The 23,853-nt window shown below is 63.1% G+C and carries 21 protein-coding genes; 1 reads left to right on the top strand and 20 read right to left on the bottom strand.

The genetic code is table 11. The annotated features are described in order from the left end of the window. Positions 1–2: 2 nt before the first annotated feature. The 20 genes from HGI46_RS11550 to HGI46_RS11455 form a co-directional block, all read right to left on the bottom strand. Complete coding sequence (locus HGI46_RS11550; protein WP_118075293.1) at positions 3–386, bottom strand: hypothetical protein; 384 nt, start codon at positions 384–386, stop codon at positions 3–5. A gap of 23 nt (positions 387–409) precedes the next feature. Next, positions 410–1,162, bottom strand: a complete 753-nt coding sequence (locus tag HGI46_RS11545; RefSeq protein WP_240344978.1) for a DUF4198 domain-containing protein — start codon at positions 1,160–1,162, stop codon at positions 410–412. A 160-nt stretch (positions 1,163–1,322) separates the two neighbouring features. After that, a complete protein-coding gene (locus HGI46_RS11540; protein ID WP_168904294.1) occupies positions 1,323–2,402 on the bottom strand; it encodes a tartrate dehydrogenase in 1,080 nt (359 codons plus the stop codon). Positions 2,403–2,421: 19 nt separating this feature from the next. Next, positions 2,422–3,876, bottom strand: coding sequence for an NAD-dependent succinate-semialdehyde dehydrogenase (locus HGI46_RS11535; protein ID WP_168904293.1), 1,455 nt, complete (start codon positions 3,874–3,876; stop codon positions 2,422–2,424). A 2-nt stretch (positions 3,877–3,878) separates the two neighbouring features. Then, on the bottom strand, positions 3,879–4,736 hold the full coding sequence (locus HGI46_RS11530) for a GNAT family N-acetyltransferase (RefSeq protein WP_168904292.1): 858 nt from the start codon (positions 4,734–4,736) through the stop codon (positions 3,879–3,881). A gap of 144 nt (positions 4,737–4,880) precedes the next feature. After that, on the bottom strand, positions 4,881–6,206 hold the full coding sequence (locus tag HGI46_RS11525; RefSeq protein ID WP_168904291.1) for an FAD-binding oxidoreductase: 1,326 nt from the start codon (positions 6,204–6,206) through the stop codon (positions 4,881–4,883). A 28-nt stretch (positions 6,207–6,234) separates the two neighbouring features. Beyond that, positions 6,235–7,695: an aldehyde dehydrogenase family protein gene (locus HGI46_RS11520; protein WP_206065689.1), complete on the bottom strand. Its 1,461-nt coding sequence runs from the start codon at positions 7,693–7,695 to the stop codon at positions 6,235–6,237. Next, the gene (locus HGI46_RS11515) at positions 7,692–8,972 is read right to left on the bottom strand and encodes an FAD-binding oxidoreductase (RefSeq protein WP_168904289.1); all 1,281 of its coding nucleotides are present in this window, start codon (positions 8,970–8,972) and stop codon (positions 7,692–7,694) included. Before HGI46_RS11515 ends, HGI46_RS11520 begins: the two co-directional genes overlap by 4 nt. 42 nt (positions 8,973–9,014) lie before the next feature. Then, positions 9,015–10,190 (bottom strand): alanine racemase, encoded by a 1,176-nt coding sequence (locus HGI46_RS11510; RefSeq protein WP_168904288.1) that lies wholly within the window; start codon positions 10,188–10,190, stop codon positions 9,015–9,017. Between the two features lie 25 nt (positions 10,191–10,215). Then, the gene (locus HGI46_RS11505) at positions 10,216–11,073 is read right to left on the bottom strand and encodes a GNAT family N-acetyltransferase (protein ID WP_206065688.1); all 858 of its coding nucleotides are present in this window, start codon (positions 11,071–11,073) and stop codon (positions 10,216–10,218) included. Between the two features lie 171 nt (positions 11,074–11,244). Continuing rightward, positions 11,245–11,961, bottom strand: coding sequence for a cupin domain-containing protein (locus HGI46_RS11500; RefSeq protein ID WP_168904287.1), 717 nt, complete (start codon positions 11,959–11,961; stop codon positions 11,245–11,247). Continuing rightward, complete coding sequence (locus HGI46_RS11495; RefSeq protein ID WP_168904286.1) at positions 11,958–12,905, bottom strand: ornithine cyclodeaminase family protein; 948 nt, start codon at positions 12,903–12,905, stop codon at positions 11,958–11,960. Before HGI46_RS11495 ends, HGI46_RS11500 begins: the two co-directional genes overlap by 4 nt. A gap of 14 nt (positions 12,906–12,919) precedes the next feature. Next, the gene (locus tag HGI46_RS11490) at positions 12,920–14,728 is read right to left on the bottom strand and encodes an ABC transporter ATP-binding protein (protein ID WP_168904285.1); all 1,809 of its coding nucleotides are present in this window, start codon (positions 14,726–14,728) and stop codon (positions 12,920–12,922) included. Further along, positions 14,725–15,546 carry an ABC transporter permease gene (locus HGI46_RS11485; protein ID WP_118075283.1) on the bottom strand — a complete coding sequence of 274 codons (822 nt, stop codon included), beginning with the start codon at positions 15,544–15,546 and terminating at the stop codon, positions 14,725–14,727. The genes HGI46_RS11490 and HGI46_RS11485 overlap by 4 nt, the downstream gene beginning before the upstream one ends. A gap of 2 nt (positions 15,547–15,548) precedes the next feature. After that, entirely contained in the window at positions 15,549–16,511 is a 963-nt protein-coding gene (locus tag HGI46_RS11480) for an ABC transporter permease (RefSeq protein WP_240946714.1), read from the bottom strand. 14 nt (positions 16,512–16,525) lie between these two features. Next, positions 16,526–18,043, bottom strand: coding sequence for an ABC transporter substrate-binding protein (locus tag HGI46_RS11475; RefSeq protein ID WP_168904284.1), 1,518 nt, complete (start codon positions 18,041–18,043; stop codon positions 16,526–16,528). Next, the gene (locus tag HGI46_RS11470; protein WP_168904283.1) at positions 18,043–18,717 is read right to left on the bottom strand and encodes a haloacid dehalogenase type II; all 675 of its coding nucleotides are present in this window, start codon (positions 18,715–18,717) and stop codon (positions 18,043–18,045) included. The genes HGI46_RS11475 and HGI46_RS11470 overlap by 1 nt, the downstream gene beginning before the upstream one ends. A 168-nt stretch (positions 18,718–18,885) precedes the next feature. After that, the gene (locus HGI46_RS11465; RefSeq protein WP_346766718.1) at positions 18,886–19,815 is read right to left on the bottom strand and encodes a glyoxylate/hydroxypyruvate reductase A; all 930 of its coding nucleotides are present in this window, start codon (positions 19,813–19,815) and stop codon (positions 18,886–18,888) included. Continuing rightward, entirely contained in the window at positions 19,812–20,819 is a 1,008-nt protein-coding gene (locus HGI46_RS11460) for a PepSY-associated TM helix domain-containing protein (RefSeq protein ID WP_168904282.1), read from the bottom strand. Before HGI46_RS11460 ends, HGI46_RS11465 begins: the two co-directional genes overlap by 4 nt. 55 nt (positions 20,820–20,874) lie before the next feature. After that, positions 20,875–23,031 (bottom strand): TonB-dependent siderophore receptor, encoded by a 2,157-nt coding sequence (locus HGI46_RS11455; RefSeq protein ID WP_346766717.1) that lies wholly within the window; start codon positions 23,029–23,031, stop codon positions 20,875–20,877. Between the two features lie 452 nt (positions 23,032–23,483). On the opposite strand from HGI46_RS11455, the gene HGI46_RS11450 reads away from it, so the two are divergent. Next, the gene (locus HGI46_RS11450; protein WP_206065687.1) at positions 23,484–23,822 is read left to right on the top strand and encodes a hypothetical protein; all 339 of its coding nucleotides are present in this window, start codon (positions 23,484–23,486) and stop codon (positions 23,820–23,822) included. The last annotated feature ends 31 nt before the right edge of the window (positions 23,823–23,853 follow it).

The raw sequence follows: 23,853 nt of genomic DNA, 5'->3' as shown, positions 1-23,853 counted from the left end.
CCTCACTTTACCGTGAAGGAAGCGAGGGTCTTGGCCCCGCTACCCTTGGCCGTCAGGGCGACCACCACCTTGGCGCCAGCCGGGATCTTGAGCCCCGGTGCCGACATGCGGTTGCCCGCCTGCGCCGCCAGTGGCGTTTCCGCCTTGGCCCCGGCAGCCGTGACAATCAGCTTGCCGGAAAAGCCCGAGGCAGCCAGCGGCTCATCCTCTTCGGTGATGTAGACATCAACGCCCTTGGGGGCGCGCACCAGTTCGACGACAGTCTCGCCGGTCATCGTCACCAATCCGCCGTGCAGCGGCTTCATTGAGCCGTGGGCGCCAGCAGGCACCGCGAAGGCGATCAGCGAAAGCCCTGCCAAGGCCGCAGTAACTGTCTTGATGTTCATTGCAAATCTCCCCGAAGCCATGGTTATTCCGGCAGGTGCGGCAGTACGAACGTCAGCGAGGAGCGATACTCCATCTGCCGGTACTTCGCCGGATTATCCGACGGGCCGACCAGAATGCCGACAATCACATTCAGCCCCTGATTGCGCACCGGCACCGTGACATAGCCCTGAGCGTCGGTCATGGATGGCTTTTGATCGGGGTCATTCACGTAATCGTGCATGATTGCCACGTTGGCAGCAGGCTTGCCCTCGAACATCGCGCGAAGCCGGATTGGCTGCCCCATCGCCTGGGGAATAGCATTGTCTGCCGGGATCAGTTGCAGCTTGTGTCCCGGGATCAGCGGGATGGGCTTTGCCGGCAACTGGTTGATGTGGACCGCATACTTGTAGTTATGCTCGCTCACCGTGGCGTCCCTGACCTCGTCGAGGCCCTTGTTGTGCCAGGTTCCGGCGGCGTCCTTCGACCAGATGCCATAGTCCATCACCGCAGCAACCACCGCCATCGGCTCATCACTGTCAACCACCGGAATTGCACCTGCAGCGCGCAGCGTCGCCGTCACCGGCAGGCCATCGGCATCGTAGCCGGTAACCGACGTGACGAGCGGCATGCGCTTCACCGCGTCAAGATCGTCCGAGCCTACGCCATAGACCATGGCAAGCTGCTTGGCGCGCTGCGCAAACCAGATCGCATGGGCACTGGCCGTTGAAGAAGCCAGCGCCGCCCCGACCGTCGTCACGGCAATCACCGCTGAAATATATGGAGAAATCCTGCGCACGATGGGCCTCCGGACTGAATGGCCGGGCGTTTCCGGCATGACCAGCTTATGATTCGCTGTCGGCATTTTCCCCTGAAAGGTCATGTCTGCCGACATGATGGCCTGTGGTTCTGCGCGATTGCGGCAGAACTTATCGCCTGCCCCCCCAACCGCCGCGGCGCTATTGCAGCGCCTCGGCGATGGCCTTGCCGCATTCGGCAGTGCCGGCAGCACCCTTGAGATCGCGGGTGCGGGCCGTCGGCGTGGACAGCACTTGCTCCACCGCCCGCATTATGGCGGCTGCGGCATCCGCTTCGCCCAGATGCTCCAGCATCATTGCGGCTGACCAGATCTGGCCGACCGGATTGGCGATACCTTGTCCCGCAATGTCGGGCGCAGAGCCGTGAACCGGCTCGAACAGCGAAGGGTGCTTGCCCTCGGGATTGATATTGGCCGAAGGCGCAACCCCGATCGTGCCCGTGCAGGCCGGCCCAAGGTCAGAGAGGATGTCGCCAAACAGGTTTGAGCCCACCACTACGTCAAAGCGATCCGGATTGAGCACGAACTGCGCAGTCAGGATGTCGATGTGGTACTTGTCATGGGTAACGTCGGGGTATTCCGCTGCGACCGCCGCCACGCGCTGGTCCCAGTACGGCATGGTGATGGCAATGCCGTTGGACTTGGTCGCGCTGGTCAGGTGCTTGCGCTCACGCGTCTGCGCCAGATCGAAGGCATAGCGCAGCACGCGATCCACGCCGACGCGGGTCATCACCGTGTCCTGGATCACCAGCTCGCGCTCGGTGCCGGGGAACATGATCCCGCCCACGGAAGAATACTCGCCCTCGGTATTCTCACGGACCACCCAGAAGTCGATGTCACCGGGTTCCCGGCCTGCCAGCGGACAGGGTACGCCCGGCATCAAGCGCACCGGCCTGAGGTTAACATACTGGTCATACTCACGGCGGAACTGGATGATCGAACCCCACAACGAAATGTGATCGGGCACGGTATCGGGCCAGCCAACCGCACCGAAGAAGATCGCGTCGGGCCGGCCGATCTCTTCCTTCCAGTTGTCGGGCATCATCTTGCCGTGGCGGGCATAATAGTTGCACGAGGAAAACTCGTGCCACTTCTGCTCCAGCTCGAAGCCATAGAGCGACGCGGCCTTTTCCAGCACGCGCATGCCCTCGGGCATCACCTCGTTGCCGATGCCGTCACCGGGGATCACCGCTATCGTGTGCTTGCGGGTATTTGTGGTCATCACCTTGCCCCCTACTGGTTCAGATCTTCAGGCCACCGATGTGGAAGGCCTTTGTTTCCAGATATTCCTCGATGCCGAGCGTGCCGCCCTCACGGCCAAGGCCGGATTGCTTGACCCCGCCGAAGGGGGCCACATCCATGGCAATCGATCCGGTGTTGAGTGCGATCATGCCCGCCTCGAGCGCCTCCGCCACGCGGAACGCGCGGTCGAGGCCGGACGTGTAGAAATAGCTCGCCAAGCCATATTCGGTATCGTTGGCGAGCGTGATGGCCTCATCTTCGGTTTCAAAGCGGAACAGCGGCGCGACCGGACCGAAGGTTTCCTCCCTTGCAAGCCGCATCCCGGCATTCGCTTCGCCGATGATCACCGGGCGGGCAAAATTGCCGCCTTGGGCGCCCTTGCCGGAGAAGAGCACCTTTCCACCCTTGTCCAGCGCATCCTCTATATGCGCGGAGACCTTTTCGGTCGCCGCGCGGTTGATCAGCGGACCTGTCGTCGTGGCGGCGTCCATGCCGTTACCCACATTAAGCGCCTCAACCGCCGCGCCCAAGCGTGCGGAAAACTCATCATAAATCGGCGCATGAACCAGGATACGGTTGGCGCAGACACAGGTCTGACCCGCGTTGCGGAACTTGCTGGCCATCGTCGCCTTGACCGCCAGATCGAGATCGGCATCGTCGAACACGATCAGCGGGGCATTCCCGCCCAGCTCAAGGCTGAGCCGCTTGATGGTGTCCGCGCTCTGCCGCATCAACAGCGATCCGATGCGTGTCGATCCCGTGAACGAAAGCTTGCGCACCACGGGGCTGGCCGTGATCGCCTCGCCGATGGCCTGCGGCATGCCGGTCAGGAGGTTGATCGTGCCCTTGGGGAAGCCAGCGCGCAGTGCCAGTTCGATCAGGGCCAGCGCGGTGAACGGCGTCATTTCCGATGGCTTGATCACCACCGGGCATCCTGCGGCCAACGCCGGGGCGCATTTGCGCGTGATCATCGCTGCGGGGAAATTCCACGGCGTGATCGCAGCGGAAACGCCCACTGGCTCGGTCAGCACGATGATCCGCCGATCCCGCTCGGGCGAAGCGATGTTGCGCCCGCCGACCCGGCGGCCTTCCTCGGCGAACCACTTGATGAATGTAGCAGCATAGCGAATTTCGCCCTGCGCTTCAGCCAAGGGCTTGCCCTGCTCGGCGGTCATGATCCGGGCAAGATCATCGAGATTTGCGAGGACCAACGCGTGCCACGCCTCGAGCAGCGCGGCGCGTTCTCCTGCCGTGCGCTTGCGCCAGTCGGCCCAGGATGCCTGCGCGGCCTCGATTGCGGCATTCGCTTCGGCTGTGCCACAGTCGGGCACGGTGCCGATCACTTCGCCCGTGGCAGGGTTAGTTACCTCAAGCGCGGGAAGTCCCGCAGAAATCCAGGCACCATCGACGAGAGCAGCCTGCCGCAGCAGGGTGGGGTCATTCAAGTTCAGCATGTTCAACCTAGCGCCTGTGCAGCGAGAGCAAAAATGGCAACGTCATCTCCGGGTACCGGCGCTGGGCCCAGCGCCATACGCTTGACGTGCCCCACTTCGGGCAAGCCGACCTCCTCGAGCCAGAGCCCCAGACCGGCCGCCTCCGGCACGTCGATCCGGCAGAAGCTGCCAGCCTGCATACCCAGCCAGTGTGCGATCAAGGCCTTTGCCCCGGTTGTGTCGGGCGCGACCACCGGCCCGATCAGCCAACCGCGTCCGAACCGCCGGATTACGGCAAAACCGGTCTGCACGTGCTCTCGGCACAAGACCACCGCACTGCCATCGGCCAGCAGCGCATCGAGCACCGCCTTTCGGTCCATGCCCGTTGCCGATGAATAGAGCGCATCGAGTACGCCTGCATCGGCCGCGCCCATAGGTCGGACGCGCTCACCCGGGCGCAGTTCGACCAAGGGCTGGATCGGGGCGACACCTTGATGCTGGTGGACCTGCCCAAGTGGAGCGAACCCCAGCCTGGAATAAAGCGGCAGCCCTTCGTCAGTTGCGTTGAGGATCACCGTCACATCTTCCAGCCGCTGCAGCATGGCTTCCGCCAACCGGCGCCCAAGCCCGCGTCCCTGCTGCGCCACGGCGACAATGACCACGCCCAGCATCGCGTAGGACTTTCCGAACCGCCAGGACATGATCGAACCGCAAGTCTTGCCGTCAACCTCAGCGACCAGCCCACTGCCGATGGCCAGCAGCTTCTCCAGGTCTTCCTCACGGTGTGGCCACTGCTGTTCGAAGCACAAGTCTGCCACCGCTGGAATATCGTCGGCTGTCATGTCCCGCAGAACAATCTGCGTCACGTCCTGAACTGTCATCCGATACTCCCGCGAAAGTCTCGATCTTGCGCCGCGAGCGTCGCCGATCCTGCCGCACTTCTAACTTCGAGGGCTCAAAAGAAGCTGCCGGTTTGTCCGGGTATTCGGAAGATTATTGCGAAAACCCGGTATGCCGCTTCGCAACTAGAACTCGGAAACATCGATCTGCGCACCAGCATCAAACCGCGACAAACGGTAGGGACGGGGGTCAACGATCGGATCATGTCCGGATGCAATGTCGGCCACCAGATGGCCGGCGCCCGGGCCGATGCCGAAGCCATGCCCGCTGAAACCTGCGGCGAGGATGAAGCCCGGAATGCTCGGGATTTCACCGATCACCGGAACGCCATCGGGCGTGCTGTCGACAAAGCCGGCCCATTGCCCGACGATTGGAGCCCGCGCCACCTCGGGGATCAGCCGAGAAACACGCTCAATCGTCAGGCGCATGGTCTTTGGATCCGGCTTCGGATCAAGGATGCGCCGCGCTTCCATCGGCGTAGGCCGGTCCAAAGCCCAGCGCGAAAGCGTCTCGTGGCCTGCCTGCAAGCCTTGCAGGCCGCCAGGCGAAACCTTCTTCCAGCGCTGCTTGAACATCGGCAGGAACTGCTTCTGGAACCGCATGAACTGCATCGTCGGGTCGACCTTGGCCCGCCCGCTATAAGCCAGGGCGTGGGCGCCATCCCCGCGCCGCGTGATCGACATCGAATTGCCGTAGAACGCATCGGGCAAGGTCATGTGCCCCGTGCCGATGGCGAGGATCGACTGGCGGACTGTCGCCTGCGGGAAGCGTATGCCGAGTTGGTGCATGAACGAGGATGCCCAGGCACCACCGGCGTGGATCACCAGCTTGGTGGCGATGGTGCCGCGCTCGGTGACCACGCCGCTCACGGCTCCGCCGGTCGTCTCGATCCCGCGCGCAGCACAGGCCTGATGCACCGTGCCGCCAAGTGCCATGATTGCCCGCGCCACAGCGGGGACGGCCAAGCCCGGATCGGCAATCCCGTCCATCTGCGAATGCACACCGCCCTTCCAGACCTGCTTGGTAAAGCTGCCCTTCTCGGTCGCCTCCTGGCTGTTCAACATGCGCGTCTTCACGCCGATCGAGCGGGCATACTCACCCCACTTGGCCCAAGTCTCAATTTCAGCTTCGTCATTGCTGACGTAGAACAGGCCGCAGCGGCGAAAGCCTGTTTCCTCGCCGCTCTCGACCCCGAACTGCTCCCACAGATCGAGCGCCTTGGTCGCCAGCGGCAGTTCGCGCTCGTCGCGGTTCTGTTGACGGCACCAGCCCCAGTTGCGGCTTGACTGCTCGCCACCGACAACGCCCTTTTCGATGAGCGCGACCTTCAGCCCGCGCTTGGCAAGAAAATAGGCTGTGAAACTTCCGACGATGCCCGCGCCAATCACGACGACGTCGGCCTGGCCGGGCAGTTCCGGGGTGGATTCGATGAACCTCAAGGGCGCGGGCATGTCTTACTTCTCCGGTGAACTTGCGAAGTCATGCGAAACCGAGGACGGCCTTGACCTCGAGATATTCCTCGAAACCGAAAAGGCCGTACTCGCGACCGTTGCCGGACCGCTTGTAGCCGCCGAACGGGGCGTGACGGTCCCACGCCGGGGCATTGATGTGAACCTGCCCGGTGCGGATGCGCAAAGCCACACTGCGGGCTTGATCCAGGTCGGCACCGTGAACGTGGCCGCCGAGGCCGTAATCGGTGTCATTGGCAATCGCCACGGCATCGTCGACGTCATCGTAGGGAATGATGACCAACACCGGCCCGAAGATTTCCTCCTGCGCTATGCGCATCGCGCTGGATACATCGGAGAAGATCGTCGGCTGCACGAACAGTCCGTGGTCAAGCCCATCGGGAGAGCCCGGACCTCCGCAGACCAGTCTGGCCCCTTCATCGATGCCCACCGCGATCATCGTCTGCACGCGCCGATGCTGCGCAGCATTGGCAATCGGCCCTAGCGTCGTGGCATCCTCTGTCGGGTCACCGACAACGATGGTTTCCGCAGTCCGCCGCGCGATTGCCTCCACTTCTGCAAGAGCCGCACGCGGAACGATCATCCGTGTCGGCGCGCTGCACGATTGGCCGACATTGCGGAACGCGGCCATCACGCCCAGCGGCACGACGCGCTCGAAATCGGCATCGGGCAGCAGCACGTTCGGAGACTTTCCGCCCAGTTCCTGCGTCACCCTCTTCACAGTCGGCGCTGCGCCCTGCGCCACCAATACGCCCGCACGGTTCGATCCCGTGATCGAGATCATGTCGATGTCAGGATGCGCAGCCATGCCCGCCCCCACTTCGCTGCCTGTGCCGTTCAGCAGATTGAACACGCCTGCGGGCGCGCCCGCATCATGCACGATCTGCGCAAACATGATGGCGCTCAACGGCGAAAGCTCGCTGGGTTTGAGCACGACAGTACATCCGGCTGCCAGCGCGGGGGCGACCTTTGCGGTAATCTGGTAAAGCGGCCAGTTCCAGGGCGTGATCAGCGCCGCCACGCCGATCGGCTCGCGCACGATCGCGGTCGTGCCGCGCATCGTCAGGAACTCGTAATCGCGCAGCACCTCGATTGCCGCCTGCACATGACCCATCGCGAACGGCACGTGCGATGCCCGGGCAAAGCTGATTGCAGTGCCCATTTCCATCACCAGCACTTGTGCCAGAGCTTCGGCCCGTTCGGCCATCAGCGCGTGGATGCGCTCCAGCAAAGCCAGTCGGTCCTCCGCCGTGCTTTGCGAAAAGGCTGCAAAAGCACCCCGCGCAGCCGCCACGGCCCGGTCGAGATCCGCCGCCGTGCCCGCCGCGACCTGCGCGATGCAAGTACCGTTGGCGGGGTTGATCACCGGCAGCAGTTCGCCACCGGGAAGATCGATCCATTCGCCGCCGATGTAGGCCTTGCCTGTCAACGGCAGCACCGCCTGCAGTGCCTCCTGCGCTGGATCGCTCATCCCACCATGTCCTTGTAACGGTAATAGGCGCCGACGAACGGCAGGAACCATGGCGTCCCGAAATAGCCCGGGATCGCCGGCCAGTCGAAGTCGCGCCAAGGGTTCGCCTCGGCCTTGCCATCCAGCACCTCGGCCATGATCTTGCCCATGTAGGTGGCCATGTGCGTGCCGTGGCCGCTGTAGCCCATCGAGTAGAACACACCTTCGCGCTCCCCGGCGCGGGGTAGGCGGTCGCTGGTCATATCGACCATCCCGCCCCAGCAGTAATCTATCCGCGCACTCGCCAGTTCGGGGAAGAAGTTGATCATGGAGCGGCGCAGGATCGCTCCGCTCTTGGCGTCCGCCGCCGGATCGCTGCGGCTCGAAAAGCGTGCACGCCCGCCAAACAGGATGCGGTTGTCCGGAGTGGTACGAAAGTAGCTGACGAAGTTGCGCGTATCGACGGTGTTGCGCCGGCGCGGCGTCAGCCGATCGAGCAGGTCGACCGGCAATGGCTCGGTCGCGATCAGATAGGCCCCGACCGGCACAAGACGCCGGCGGAACCAGCTCAGCGGCCCGACGCGAGACGTACCCGTGGCCAGGAGCACCTGATTGGCAACCAGGCTGCCGTGCGGCGTCGTGAGCTCGTGGCGCGAGCCGGAAACGCGTCGCATCTTGATCAAGGGATTGTGCTCGAAGATCGTGCCCCCGCGCCGCGCCACCGCTTCGGCAAGGCCCTGCCCATAATCGCCCATGTGCATGTTGGCGCTTTTGCCGTAAAGCATCCCTCCGTAAAAGATGTCCGAACCGATCTCCGAGGGCAGGTCTTCGGGCATCACCAGGCTTGTCTCGGGATCGACATTGCGCGCCAGCAGGTCCTGCGAGCGCTTGATCTTCTCGAAGTGCTCGGGCTTTGCCGCCAGCTTCAGCTTGCCGACGCGGCCGAAGTGGCACGCGATGCCCTCTTCGGTCACGATCTGCTCCACCAGATCGACCCCGGCATCGAAGGCACGGTAAAGCATGTTCGCACGTTCGAGCCCGAACTTCTCGACCATGCCGCCATAGTCCTGGGCAAAGCCGTTGTTGCACATGCCGCCGTTGCGGCCGGAAGCCGCGCCGGCAACGCGGTCCGCTTCAAGGACGACGACTTTCGCACCCTTCTTCGCCAGCGCCAGCGCTGCGGAAAGTCCTGTGAAACCTGCGCCAATCACGGCAACATCGGCCGTGCCACTTGGGCCACCGGGCGAGCCCGAGGCAAATGGGCTTGCGCTATCCAGCCAGTACGAAGCCATCTTCATTTCGTTTCTCCGCCCTCGCGGGCACTGGAAAACAAGGCGCTGTCACCAACCCCGCATGCGCGGCCAGTTGCCGATGATGTCGCGGCCATTTCCGTCGACCACGCTGTAGCCTTCGTGTTGTGCGCAGGTGGCACAAGCGTGATTGGGCAACACTCGCACGCGCGAACCAATTGGCAGATCCGGCAATACGCCGCTGCTGCCCGGGCGTACCTTGATGATACCATGCTCCTGGCTGGCGTCCTCCACGATCACGTCGGCAAACGGATTGCCGTCGATGTCGCAGACGAGGCCATAGCCCTGGTCCACAGGATGGCGCTGCGTCCCGCGATCGCGCGAGAGCGCCATCCAGCCGCCATCGGTGAGGATCCAGCCCTTCTCCGGGCGATGGCCGATCACCGTCAGCAGCACCGATGCGGCAATGTCGTCGACTGCGCACACGCCAATCCCGTGCATGACCAGATCGAAGAAGCTGAACACGCCCGCGCGCACTTCGGTGACACCGGTCAGATCCTGCGCAAAATGCGCGGTCGGCGTCGAACCCACGCTGACCACAGACGCTGCGTGTCCAGCAGCGCGAAGTGCCTCTGCCGCCGCAACCGCAGCGGCGCGTTCGCCCTCTGCCGCTTCCGGCAGGCCGGCACCGCCCCGCGCATTGTAGGATTCCCCGGCGTGCGTCAGAACGCCCGCAAGCTCTAGCCCGCCATCTCGCAGCACATCTGCTATGGCAACAAGAGCCGGATCATCGGGCAGGACGCCGCCGCGATGGCCATCGCAATCGATCTCGATCAGCACGGCTGGCATGGGGCCGCCATCGGACGCCGCCTCGGCCAGAGCGTGAGCCTGCTCCAGCGTGTCGATCAGCACCGAAAGGCGCACGCCTCTCGCCACCAGCTTGCGCGCCCGCTCGATCCGATTGAAGCTCAGGCCCACCGCATAGGTGATGTCAGTGAAGCCACCGTCAGCGAAGTATTCGGCTTCTGCCAAAGTCGAAACCGTGATCGGGCCGGTTCCTTCAGGAAACAGCCTGCGCGCGACATCCACGGACTTGCTCGTCTTCACGTGCGGGCGGAACCCAGTACCCAACTTGGCCAGATGCGCGCGCAGCCGGGCAATGTTGCGATCCACCTTGCTCACGTCGAGGACAAGTGCCGGCGTGGCCACCGTGTCCAGCGAAGCCGGGGTTGCCGATACGGCATCGAGAACTGCAGTTTCCGTCATCATTATCCCGCCTGTAAGAATAGCATCAGCCCAGCGACTGGTTAGAAAGCGCCACCAGCATGGCGCCCGGCGCAGAAACCGGCGCTGCGCCAAGCGCCATGATCGGGGCCCGGTCAACCTGAGGCAGTCCGATTTCTTCCAGCCACGGCGCAAGGCCGCTCGTTTCCGTAACGTCGATCCGCACGAACACGCCTTCATAGGCCGATGCGAGCACTGCAACGATGGCCTTGGCATCCTGCGCGCTTGCCGCGACGACGGGCCCGATCACCACGCCGCGCCCCCAGCGCCTGACACAGCCATAACCCGAGATGCCGCCATCTCGTTCAACCACCACCGCGTCAGCCACGCCAAGCAGCGCGTCGAGCAACACCCGCCGGTCCATGCCCGAAGCCGCGGCGTCAACCGCATCGATGGCAGACCGGTCACCCGGCGTTGCCGCCCGCACCGGCACCGAGGTGTCGATTGCCGGAACATGGTCCAGCACCGCCTGATGCTGGGTGATGAAGCCGCAACGCGCGAACCCCAGCTTGGTGTAGAGCGGCTCGCCGTCCTTGGTGGTGATAAGGGTCATCCGGCGGCCTGCGGCATCGGCCAGCAGCGCCGCCATCAGCTTACCGCCGATCCCCTGCCGTTGCGCATCGGGCGAGACGATGATCATGCCGATCGTGGCAAAATCCTCGCCATAGGGCCACCACAACGCGGTCCCGAGCAGCTTGCCCTCCGCTTCCACGGCGAAGCCACGACCCAGTTCGAAAGCAAATTGCCAGTCTTCCAGGCGATATGGCCACTTTAACGCGAGCGACAGGCCTTGCGCCTGATCGAGGTGGTCCACCCGCATCGCGATCACGCCGTTGCTTTCGCTCCCGACCATGGCCCCCGACATTCCCAGAATACTCCTTCGCGCGACCTCAGGCAAAATCAGGCTACGGCGCCGTACCCAAGGTTAAAGCGGATTCGCGCTGGCAAAATGTTCCGAAAGCCGGAAATCTTCACGGCGGTCATGCGCAAGATACCATCAGGGGCGGAATATTATGCCGCCCCTGATGGACCGAGGTCAGCCGAGCGGGCGCTGCGTTGCGAAGACCTTCTTCACGTATTCCTCGCTCAGCCAGGCACAGCCATCGCCGCGCACGAACATGCACACGTCACCCTTGCGGAACGATACGCTGCCATTCCCATCCGTGAACGTAACCGCCCCTTCCATCAGCAGCATCAACTCGACCTGACGGTAGGGGATCTGCTTGCGATGATAGGGCGTGGAATCCCACGTTCCAGCGCAGAATTCGGCATTGGCAGAAACATAGTCGGAGAAACCCCGGCAGGTCGGAACTTCACCCAGCAGGTTTTCGTTCGCTGGCGGGCTTGAAGGATTGAGCGGCGCGCTCTTGTCGATCATCACCGGCGTGGTCCGGTTGCCTGCGCGATCCGTCGGCGCCGAATAGACTACTGCCAGCAGATCGTCCGATGCTTTCCAGCCAAAGCTGCAACCGAACGGCAGCGCGCAGCATTCGTCGGGGCCCAACGCCAATGTGGCATCCTCCGCCGCAATCTCCAGCCTGCCGGTCAGCACAAGCACGAACTCGTCAGTCGGAAGCGCAGTAACCTGCCCCTCCCCTCGCGGCGAAAAGGCAGAAACAACCGCCTTGTCGTCGGCAAAGGCTGGTGCGGCTCGGCCATCCAGCCAGTCTGCCGATGGTTTCGCTATGGGTGCATAGGCGCGAATGTCCACCACCGCGCCAACTGCGGTCTGCCCGGCTTCCAAGGTTGTCATGCGTTCTCTCTTTCCGATTCTGTAATCCGAAGGGACTTGGCAGCAATCAGGCTGCGGGCAATCGTCAGGTCCTGAAGGGCAATGCCCGAACTGTCGAACACCGTGATCTGGTCAGGCGACATACGTCCCTCGGCCCGGCCCAGCAGTACATCGCCCAGCGCCGTGATCCGGCTGCGATCGCCCGTAAAGTGCTGCAGATCGCCCATCACAACGGCTTGCGCCGGATAATCGCAGAACAGCGCCGCGCGGTCGAACAACGCTGGCGGCAGTTCCTGCTTGCCCGCCGCGTCCGAACCCATGCTGGCAACATGCGTGCCGGGACGGACCCATTCGGCTGCGAACAGCGGCGCACGCGCTGGCGTTGCCGTCACGATGATGTCGGCCCGCTCGCACGCGTCCTTCGCCTCGGCCAATTCAGCGTTCAGCCCTTCGGCCTTCAGCGCCTCGACGAACTCCCGCCCCTTGGCCTCATCCCGCGCCACAACCAGCACTTGGCAGATCGGCCGGATGCGCGAGATGGCAAGGCATTCGAATAGCGCCTGGTTGCCTGCGCCGAATACCGTCAGCACTGAAGCGTCTGACCGCGCCAGCACATCAGCGGCAACCGCATCGGCCGCAGCCGTGCGATAGGCGTTCACCTTGCCTGCCTCGATCACCCACTCGACCCGACCGACACGCTGATCGAACAGCAGGATCACGGAGTTATGCCGGGGCAACCCGATCTCTGGATTGCCCGGCCAGAATGAGCCGACCTTCAGCCCGGCAAAGCTGCCGGTGGAAGCCGACTTTATGGAGAAGCGGTTGGTCGGCTCTGTGCCATGCGCCAGCACGGCAGGAAACAGCACCGCATCTTCGACTACGGCACAAAGCGCCTCGCGCGCGGCGGCAAACGCCATCTCATGCGTCACCAGTGCGGCGGACTCTTCTTCGGATATGAACTTCAAGGCAATTTCCAGTTTCATTGAATTTCGCAGCCCGCCAGCTCAGCCTCTGTCCGATGGCAAAGCAGCAGATTGCCAGCAGTCATGGACCGCAGCGGCGGCGGGATCGTATCGCAGCGTCCCGCGATCGCCGCCGGGCAGCGCGGCAGAAAGCGGCACAGCCCGGCATCGTCCACCGGCAGGCCGACCTGCGACTTGCCCTTCTGCGCCAACCCGGAAAGCCAGTCCGTGCGCAATTCCGGCACAGAGGAGATCAGCAGGTTGGTATAGGGATGATAGGGCGGAGCGTCGTAAGTACGGCTCAGGCCTGCTTCCACGCGCGTGCCCTTGTAAAGCACGACGATCTCGTCACACAGCGCCTTCACCGTGGCGATATCGTGGCTGATGAACAGATAGGCCACGCCAAGATCTCGGCGCAATTCGGCCAGAAGTTCCAGGATTGCCTCGCGCACCACGGTATCAAGCGCCGAGGTCACCTCGTCGCACAGGATCACGTCAGGATTGGCGGCCAGTGCCCGGGCCAGGTTCACGCGCTGCTTCTGCCCACCCGAAAGCTCGTCGCAACGCCGGTCTGCAACGCCGACCGGCAGCTTGATCAGATCGAGCAGTTCGGCCACGCGTGCCTTGGCCGCAGGGCCGCTCATGCCATGGTAGAAGCGCAGCACCCGCCCGAGAATTTCGCCCACGCTATGCGCCGGGTTCAGTGCCACGTCGGCATTCTGGAACACGATCTGGATGCGACGCAGTTCCTCGCGGCTGCGAGCGCTCAACGATGCGGCCAGCGGATGCCCGTCCAGCAGCACCGTCCCGGCGGTCGGGGCGAGCAAGCCTGCCACAACACGCGCCACAGTCGATTTGCCCGAGCCCGATTCCCCGATCACCCCCACAGCGCCACCACGCGGGACCGCCAGGCTGACATCGCTCAGCACCGGATGAGCGGGCCGTCCGTTCCTGTCAATCGGGCCATAGCCTGCATGGATGCCCTCAATCGAAAGCAGCGGCGCGCCTTCTGCCGGAGTGGGCGCCGCTGCCTTCACGACCGGCTTGGCTGCGGCCAGCAGGGTGCGAGTATAATCGTCAGCGGGTGTCTCCAGCACCGCACGCACGGTGTTCTGCTCGCGCACCTTGCCGCGATTGAGCACGAGAACGCGGTCCGCCATCTGGGCAACGACCGCCAGATCGTGCGAAACGTAGACACCGGTCGCGCCCTGCTCTCGCACAACGTCGCGGAAAGCCTGCAGGACTTCCACCTGCGTTGTCACGTCCAGCGCCGTGGTCGGCTCGTCGAAGATGACCAGATCCGGCTTCGTGATCAGCGCCATCGCCGCCATCAGGCGCTGCAACTGCCCGCCGGAAAGCTCGTGGGGATAACGGCTGCCGATGGTCTGCGGATTCGGCAGCGCCAGCGATCCGAACAGTTCGACCGCATATTTTCGCGCATCGGCATCCGAAGCCGTGCCATGGATCAGCGCAGGCTCGATCACCTGCTCGATCACCCGGCGCGAAGGATTGAACGCCGACGCCGCGCTCTGGGCGACATAGGTTATGCGGTGTCCGCGCTGCGCGGCCAGGCTATTGGCGGCGGCGCCATCCAGCGTCGCCGTGCCAACGGAAATGTCGCCCGAGATCTTCGCCCCGCCTCGGGCATAGCCCATCAGCGACAGTGCAATCGTCGTCTTGCCCGAACCGGATTCCCCGATCAGCGCCAGCACCTCGCCACGCCGGATGGCAAACGAGACGTCATCGACGATGCGCAAAGGTGAGCCGTCAGCCGCACGGACAGTCACGCACAGGCCGCGCACGTTCACATGGGGCTGCATCGTCATTCGGCCTTCCCCTGCGTGGCGGCATCGATCAGCAGGTTCACGCCAACGGTCAGGCTGGCAATCGCAACAGCCGGGGCGACGATTGCCAGCGCGCCTTCAGCAAGCCCGGAGGTATTCTCGCGCACCAGCGATCCCAGATCGGCATCGGGCGGCTGCAGCCCGAGGCCAAGGAAGCTGAGGCCAGACAGCAGCAGCACGATGAACACGAAGCGCAGGCCGATATCGGCAAACAGCGGCTTGATCATGTTGGGCAGCACTTCCACCAGCGCCAGGTGCAACCGCCCCTCGCCCCGAGCACGCGCCACCTCGACATAATCGAGCTTGGCCAGCCCTACCGCCAGCGAACGGGCGATGCGGAAATTGCCGGGCACGTACGTGATCGCGATGATCATCGTCAGCAGCACCAGCGACGATCCGAATGCCGCCACCAGCACCAGCGCAAAGATCTTGCTGGGGATCGAGATGAGCGTGTCCATCGATCGCGAGAGGAGTTCGTCAAGCCAGCGCGGCCCCACCGCCGCCGTCAACGCAAGGCCGGTGCCGATCCCGGCGGCAATCGCCACCGCTATCGCCGAAAGCCCCACCGTAAAGCGCGCCCCGGAAAGCAGGCGGCTCAGCACATCGCGCCCCAGAAAGTCACTTCCCAGCCAATAGGCACTGCTCGATCCGGCAAAGACTTCCTCGTTCACGAAGGAACCCGGCGGGTAGGGTGCGATCCATGGCCCGATTACCGCAACCACGATCCAGAAAAGTACGAGCGCAAGGCCGATCTTGCCCGAGAGCGGCAAGCGCATGGCGCGGCGGACGAGATTGGCCATGGTCATCCCTGTCGCAGGCGGGGGTTGGCAAGGATTGCAACTGTATCGGCGATGAGCACCAGCAGCAGGTAAGCCGCGCAGAAGATCATCGCACAGGCCTGCAACAGCGGCATGTCGCGCGAGGTGACCGCGTTCACCATCAGGCTGGCCAGCCCGGGATAGCTGAAGATCGTCTCCACGATGATCGCCCCGCCAAACAGGTACGAAAGGCTCAGCGCCATCGCGTTGGCAATCGGCCCGACCGCATTGGGCAGGACATGGCGCACGATCAGGCGGCGCGGAGAAACACCCTTCAGGCGCGCCATCTCGACATAGGGCCGGTCGAGCTCGGCGATGATCGCGGCGCGGATCATCCGGCCCAGTTGCGCGATCACGCCCACGCCCAGCACCATCACCGGCATGGCATAGGCGCGCAGGAACTCACCCAGCGTCGGGTCCTGCGGCACGATCGTGATGGAGGGCAACCACAGCAGCTTGACCGAGAACAGCAGCACGGCAATCGTCGCCACCAGGAATTCCGGCAGGGCCACCATCGCCAGCGTCATGATGTTGAGCGCCCGATCCGTGGACCGCCCCCGGTTGACGGCTGACACTATGCCAATCAGGAACGCGAACGGTACCGAAAACGCGGCCGTCAGGCCTGCCAGAGTCAGTGTATTTGGCAGCCGTTCCGAAATGATGTCGGCCACCGGCTTGTTCGCAACGATCGAATTGCCGGGATCACCCACGGCAATCGCCCGCAGCCATTCAAAATAGCGGACCACGGCTGGTCGATCGAGCCCCATCTCGTGCCGCAAGGCCGCGACTTGCTCCGGCGTTGCCCCTTGTCCCAGCACCTCCTGCGCGGCGTCGCCCGGCAACAACCCGCTGATAGTGAAGACCACCGCCGAGACCAGCAGCAGCGTCAGCAACGCCAGGCCGATACGCTTTGCCACAAGCCGCATCGGTCCGCGCCAGGGCGACATGGCAGGCGCACCACTCATGCTGCAAGCCACACGTTTTCGCCGAAAGTATAGCCCGCCAGGCCACCGAACGGGATCGGCTCCAAGCCGCGAATGCGCCGGTCATAGCCATCGAGAAGGCTGATGAACACCGGAATGCCCAACCCTCCGCTGCGGTGGATCATCCACTGCATCTCACCATAAATCGCCTTGCGCAGGACCGGATCGCGCGATTGCCTCGCCTCGAGCAACAGCTTATCGAACTTCGCGTTTTTCCAGCCCGCCTCGTTCTCAGTCGCGCCCGACTTGAAGAACAGGCTGAACATCATGTCCGTCGTCGGACGCTGATTGATGTTCCCGAAGGTAAGCGGATGCTTCATCCAGTGGGTTGACCAGTATCCGTCGCTCGGCACGCGATTGATCGCCAGATTGAGCCCGATCTGCGCGGCGTGTTCCTGAAGGATCGACCCCATGTCCACAGATTGCGTTGCCGCCGGCGAGACATAGACCGGCAGGCGAGTGCCCAGCAGACCGGACCGCTTGAGCAGGAACTTCGCCTTGTGCGGATCGAACGCGCGCTGCGGAATCTCGGCGTTGAAATAGGGATCGAGCGGCGAGATCGGCTGATCGTTGGCAATCGTGGCAAAGCCCCGGAACAGCGCCCGCTTGATCAGGTCGCGGTCCATCAGGTGCTTCATCGCCAGCACGAAATTGGGATGGCCTGTCACCGGATTGTCCTGCCGCATGACAAGGTCGGTATAGAGTCCGGACTTGGTTTCCATCACCAGATGCGATGACGATGCCCGCACCCGCTTCACCGAACCGGGACTGACGGCAAGGCACATCTGCACATCGCCCGAAAGGAGAGCGTTCACGCGCGAAAGCTCGTCGGGAATGGCAATCAGCTCGATCTGGTCGAGATAGGGCTGGCCCGGTTTCCAGTAATTCGGATTGCGCTGCACGATCGTGCGGATGCCCGGCGCAAAGGCCTTGAGCACGAACGGTCCCGTGCCATTGACCTTGCTGAAATCGCGCCGCCCGTTCTCCACGATCACGAACTGCGGCTGCGCCAGAATAATGGGCAGATCGGGGTTCGGCCCGGTCAGCCGCAGCTCCACCTCGTGCGCATTCACGCGGCGAGCGCTGGCGAACTGCTCCGCCACCGCCTTCACCTTCGATCCCACCGCCGGATCGCGATGCCGCAGCAGGGAATGGACGACATCGCCGGCGTCGAGCGACTTGCCGTTGTGGAACTGCACGCCGCGCCGCAGGCGGATCGTCCACACCACATTGTCGGTTGATTCGATGGATTCAGCCAGGCCAGGCTTTACCGCCAATCCGCGGTCGTACTGCATCAACCCGCTGTAAAGCAGGAACATGCGCATGTAGTCGCTGGAATTGCCCGCACGCGCCGGGTCGAGCGTATCCGAAGTCGATGCGACGATTCCGGCCACGCGGATGCGGCCGCCCCTGCGCGGTTTTCCGATCAGCCCTTCGGCAGGGGCAAGCACCGCCCCCGCCGCAAGACTTCCCAGCAAGAGGCGGCGCGAAAGCATCAGAGGCCGACGACTGCCGGCAGCGCGCCGATGTGCGGAATTTCCACATCGCGATAGTTGGCGTTCGAAGGTTCGTGTCCCCGACCGATGAACACGCGGCAGCCAAAGCCAAGGTCAGTTGCCGTGTTCTGGTCATAGCGGAAGCTTGACGAGACGTGCATGCCAACCTCCGGACCCATGCCCAGTTGATCGAACATGTATTCGAACGCCTGCATGCGCGGCTTGTACGCTTGCGCGCTCTCGGCGGTATAGACCTTGTAGAAGGTGGCGCCGAGCTTTTCGACGTTCGACATGATCTGGCTGTTCATCGCGTTGGACAGGATCACGAGCGGGATCTTGTCGCAGATCTTGGAAAGGCCGCCGGGCACGTCATCATGCGGCCCCCAGGTCGGCACTGCTTCGTAAACCGCAGTCGCCTCTGCCTCGCGATATTCCACGCCCCATTTCTTCGAACAGCGCTCGAGCGAATTGGCGATCACCTCGCGATAGGGCTTCCACGGACCCAACACCTCATCCAACCGGTAGGCAGCCCAGTCCTTGCAGAAGTCCGGCAGCGCCTCGGCGGCGATGCGGTCAGCATAGAATGCCGTTGCCATCTCCGTCATGCGGAAACGGGTCAGTGTGCCATAGCAATCGAAGCTGATGAACTTGGGCGTGAAAACAGCTGTGCTCATGATTGAACCTCGTTTCCGGTTTCCGGCCCGGGTGACTCTTGCATTCTCGTGGGCCTTGTGACCGGGAAAGATGACCACCGTTCCGGCAGAACTTGCACCCGTTAGTTCAAGCCGGGCAGGTTTCTCTGCACTGTTCTCATGGGATTCTGCGGCATGACATGCTGCCCCTCAATAGCCCCGTGTCCTGTCGACTTCGCCTACCAGCGGCGCGCCTGCCAGCAGCCGTTGCAGATTGTCGGCAAGCACTTCGCCCGCCGTCTCGTGTCGCGTCTCTGCTGCCACGTGCGGCGTCAGGAAAATGGCGGGATGCCGATAGAATGCGTGACCCTCGGGCAGCGGCTCGGGGCTGGTCACGTCAAGCATCGCCGCGCGCAATTGCCCTTGATCCAAGGCCTCGATCAAGTCGTCAGCCACAAGATGACCGCCCCGCGCGGCATTGATGACGGCACTACCCACCGGCATTTTCGCAAAGGTTTCACGGCACAGAATTCCGCGGGTCTCGTCTGTCAGTGGCAGCAGGCAAACCAGAATGTCCGCCTGCATCAGAAACGCGTCCAGCTGGTCCTTGCCTGCAAAGCACGCCACGCCCGCGATCTCGCGCGCTGTCCTGCTCCAGCCGGACAGCGGAAAGCCAAGCGGCCCCAGCACGTCAAGTGCCGCTCTCCCCAGCTCGCCCAGCCCCATCACCCCGATCCGGCTTTGCGACGCCAGACGCGTGTGCCGATAGGTCCAGCGCCCCGCCCGCTGTTCGGAAATGAAGAACGGCAGGTCACGATGCAGCGCCAGGCAGGCCATGGCGACATATTCGGCCATGCCGGTAATGATCCCCTGCTCGACCATGCGCACCACCCGCACCTGCGGCGGCAGGGCCCCGATCGGCAGCTGGTCGATCCCCGCACCGACGCTGAACAGGATTTCGAGGTTGGGAAACTGGGCGATGAATTCCGGCGGTACATTCCACGCAGCGATGTAGCGCACGGCTTCCGGATCAACCGCGTCTTGGCCCCAATGAAGAAACGGCATTTGCGGAACCCGCGCCGCAACGATCTCGCGCCAGACGCGGCCGCGTTGTTCCAGACCGTGATAGAGCAGTGTCACTTGCGTAGTTTCCTTTGCCGCCACCACATCATGGGGCCGGTGATTGAAAGTGCGATGATTGCCAGTCCCTCCAGCAGCAGAACAAGCATCCCGGCAAGGCCCGCGATGTCGCCCGTGTGCAGCGGCAGGACCTTCATCCACAAGGCCGGGCTTTCCGCCGCCGGCACGATGCGCAGCAGCTTCGCGTCGGAAAGTCTGACCGATACCGCATGAACCGACAGCGACCCAGCTTCGGGCGCACGAAAGTTCACGTCGATCCGGTCAGCGGCCGGAAAGCGCACGTCGCGAATTGCCGCCGCAGGATAGGCCCTTGTTGCCGCTGCCATTGCTGCATCGAGTTGCAACGGGGTCTGCGCAAAGGCCGTGGTTGCTGTCGGTGCGGCAGGCGCCAGATCGGGAAGCGCAAGCAACACGCCGGTCACCGCGCTGAACAGCACCAGCAGCGATGCCAACACCCCGCCACTGCGATGCCACTGCCGCAGTTTCACCCGTGCCGGCATCTTCGGATTGATCGCAAGCGACTTCTTCCAGCGCCCTGCTGCAGGCCACCAGAATGCCAGCCCGGTTCCCGACAGCAGCGTCAGCACGACGCCGTTCAGCGCAACGACGGCGAGGCCCGCCGTGCCCCACATCAACCGATAGTGCCATTGCAGCGCAGCCTCGAGCGGAAAAGCCCAGACCCCACCTTCGCGAAGTATCACGCCTGAAGCTGGCTCGATTGCGGCATAGTGCGTGCCGCCGTCGGCAGAAGCCAATTGCGCCATTGCCGGCCCGCCTGGATAGGCAGGCAGGTATAGCCGGTTAAGTTTCAGACCAGCACGACTGGCCGCCGCTGCAAGCATCGGAACCCCCAGCACCGGTCCATCGGAGCCTTGCGGCTCGAGCATCTGGGCCAGCGGTTCACGCAACAGCAGAAAAGTGCCGGTCAGCGCCTGCAGGAAAAGCAGCGGCGCGAACAGCAGAGCCAAACGGCGATGCCATGTCAGAAAGCCGCTGCGCGTCATGAAAGCTTTGCCGGAAAGTCAGGTTGCCGGAGCGGGGGCTCCGGCAACCGGTTCATCAGAACGTGAAGGTAGCGCGCACGTTGAACGCCCGCGGCGCACCCGGAGCGATCCAGAACCGCGAGTACGACGCAGCGTAGTACTGCTTGTCGAACAGGTTGGTCACGTCGGCGTTGATCTTGATGTTGTCGGCCGGTGCATAGCTGGCCGTCAGGCGACCGAGCACATAACCCGGAAGCTCGAAAGCCGTTGCCGTTTCACCAAGCCGCTTGCCGACATAGTTGAGGCCAGCACCGAAGGTGAAACGCTGTCCACCGATCAGGAAGCCCTTGTTTACGAACACGTTGGCCGAATGCTTCGGCACGTTGATCAGGCGGTCGCCCGGACGGATCGTCAAGCCGAAGTCCTTGTCTGCCGAAGCCGTCGTCCAGAAGGCGTCGATATAGGCATAGGATGCGAGGATCGACAGATCGCCTGGCAGGTTGGCGGTGAAGTCGAACTCGAGGCCGCGCGACTTGGCTGCACCGCCCGCAATCGAGAACCCGGCATGATCAGGGTTGGGGTCTGCGGTCAGGACATTGTCCTTCTTCATCTCAAAAACCGCAACCGATGCAGTGATCGCATCACCCGGTGCCGCAAAGCGCATGCCCACTTCAAAGGACTTGCTCATTTCGGCGGGGAAGGGGTTGACGAAGAAGTCGGTGCCGCTGTTGGGGCGGAACCCTTCACCGTAGCCACCATAAAGCGAAAGATCCTGCGTCACCTTGAAAAGCACGCCAGCGGTCGGGCTGAACTGCTTCACAGTGGCGCTGAACGGCCTGTTGTTGACGCGGTTGACGATGTCCTGCTGGAAGTGGTCGTAACGGCCACCGACACGAACCTTGAACGCGTCAGTGAGGTCAATCTGGTCCTGGAAGTAAATGCCGTAGGCCTTCTGCACTTCGTCGGTGTTGGTCGTGACAGCAGTTGGCGTCGGCAACTGACCATAAACCGGATTGAACACGTTGATCACGTTGTTCGAAGCGGTGAACGGAGCGCCAGGGGTATAGCTCGGCGGGCGGAAGCGGGTCTGGAACAGATCGATGTGGAAACGATCCCAGTCAGCGCCGACCAGCACGTGGTGGGTAATCGAACCGGTGTAGACCTTGCCCGAGAGTTCGCCGCGGACCGAAGTGTTGGTGGTGTTGTAATCGCGGAGGATGCGCTGGCGAGTCAGGTTCGTGCCGTCGTTGTCAAACGCCTGCCGACCGAGCGCCAGTTCGGCCTGCGTGCCAAAGCCGTAGAAGCTGGTATCACGATAACCGAAGCCGGCGAGGAAGAACCAGTCCTTCGAAAGCTTCTGCTGCAGCTGAAGCTGGTGACCCAGCACCTTCACGTGGATCGCACCATCGCCGGGCTCGCCGAGGAAGCGCGAGTTTGGAATGATGCCGAGCGTGCCGTCCTGCTTGGCAAGGACGCCGCGATCGAACGGTACCTTGTTGTCGACGAATTCCATCTCGTAGCTGAGGCTGGTGTCGTTCGTCGGCTTGAACAGGATCGACGGCGAGGCGACGTACTTGGTCTGATGCACGGTATCGCGGAAGCTGTCGCCATCCTGCACTGCCCCGTTAAGGCGGACTGCGAGAGTGTCGGTCAGCGCAAGGTTGTAGTCACCCTCGACCCGATAGTTGTTCCAGCTGCCGCCCTGAATGGCGAATGAGCCGAAAGTGTCGTCGGTGCGGGCCTTCTTGGTGATGATGTTGACCGTACCGCCCGGCTCGCCGCGCCCGAAAACGGCGCCGTTCGGACCTTTGAGTATTTCGATCTTCTCGATGTTCGAGGCATCGCGCGGGCCACCGTAACCACGGCCGCCGTTGAAGCCGTTGACGAGGAAGCCCGATGGAAAGTTTTCGTCACCGGCAAAGCCGCGAACCGCGAAGGCATCCCACAGGCCACCGAAGTTATTCTGCTTGGCAATGCCACTGGTCAGTTCGAGCGCAGCTTCAAAGCGGGTGATGTTGAGATCCTGCAGGACCTTGGCATCCAGCACCTGCACGCTCTGCGGAATGGAGGCGAGCGGGACGTCGCCGCGGTACTGCTGCCGCTGGCCGACCACGACCATCTCATCGGCCGGGGCCGCTTCTTCCTCTGCGGGGGCTGCGCTTTGCGCCCAGGCAGTGATCGGCATCGCTCCCATGGCAACGCCGGCAATCAGCGCGCCTTTTACTGCGGACATTTTCTTCATCGCAACTTCACCCCTCGTCTGTGATGCGTGTCATCGACCCCGCCCCGACCATGTAACATTGTTACATCGCCTTCAAGCGAAACCGTCGGTTTGAACCGTCCTGCGTCTTTGTTCTTATCCGTCGAGCTTATGGGTCCGCAGACGAATCTTCGGTCGAAAGGGTGCACGGCGACGAACTTTTATTGTGAAAAAATGGTGACACCGGAGTCTTTGTGCCGTCTTGCACATTTCCGATGGCCTTGAGGCCCGCGCGGCGGGACTTTTATCCGCGCGGGGCATTCTCCGCTGCGACAGTGGCCCCAATCAGCGATTTCTGCTGTGAGTCCTTTGCATTCCGCGCAATCCGTCCGCCTGCCGCGACTATAAGGTCTAGGTCGCATAGAGGAGGTGCCGTTGTGACCGGTGAATTGCCCAATCAGCCAGTCATTGCTATGGGCGGGGCCATGCGGGAACTGCTGATCCGATTTGCGATCGTCTTCTCGGTCCTTCTGGCCGGAATGCACTTCCCTGCCCATGCCGCGCAAAGCAGGATCGATGGTGACGTCGAAGCCTATACCTGCATCGACCATGGTGAAGGTGACACTACTGGCAAGCATTCCGCCCAGCCCGACGATCAGGCAGGGGAAGCGGCCCACCATCATCACAGCCCCATGGCCATCGGCATGGACTCGAAAGCCGGGGCAAACGACCTTGCTCCAACGCCGTCATTGCACTTTCCGGCAAGGGCCACAGCGCTGACTTCGCGCAAGACAGTCCCTCCGCTCGAACCGCCGTTGACCTGATCGCTCGTGCAGGGCGGCTTGCTTGTGAGCC

Source organism: Novosphingobium sp. ERW19 (genome assembly GCF_012641315.1).
Taxonomy (GTDB): domain Bacteria; phylum Pseudomonadota; class Alphaproteobacteria; order Sphingomonadales; family Sphingomonadaceae; genus Novosphingobium.
This window is presented reverse-complemented; position numbering and strand designations above follow the sequence as displayed.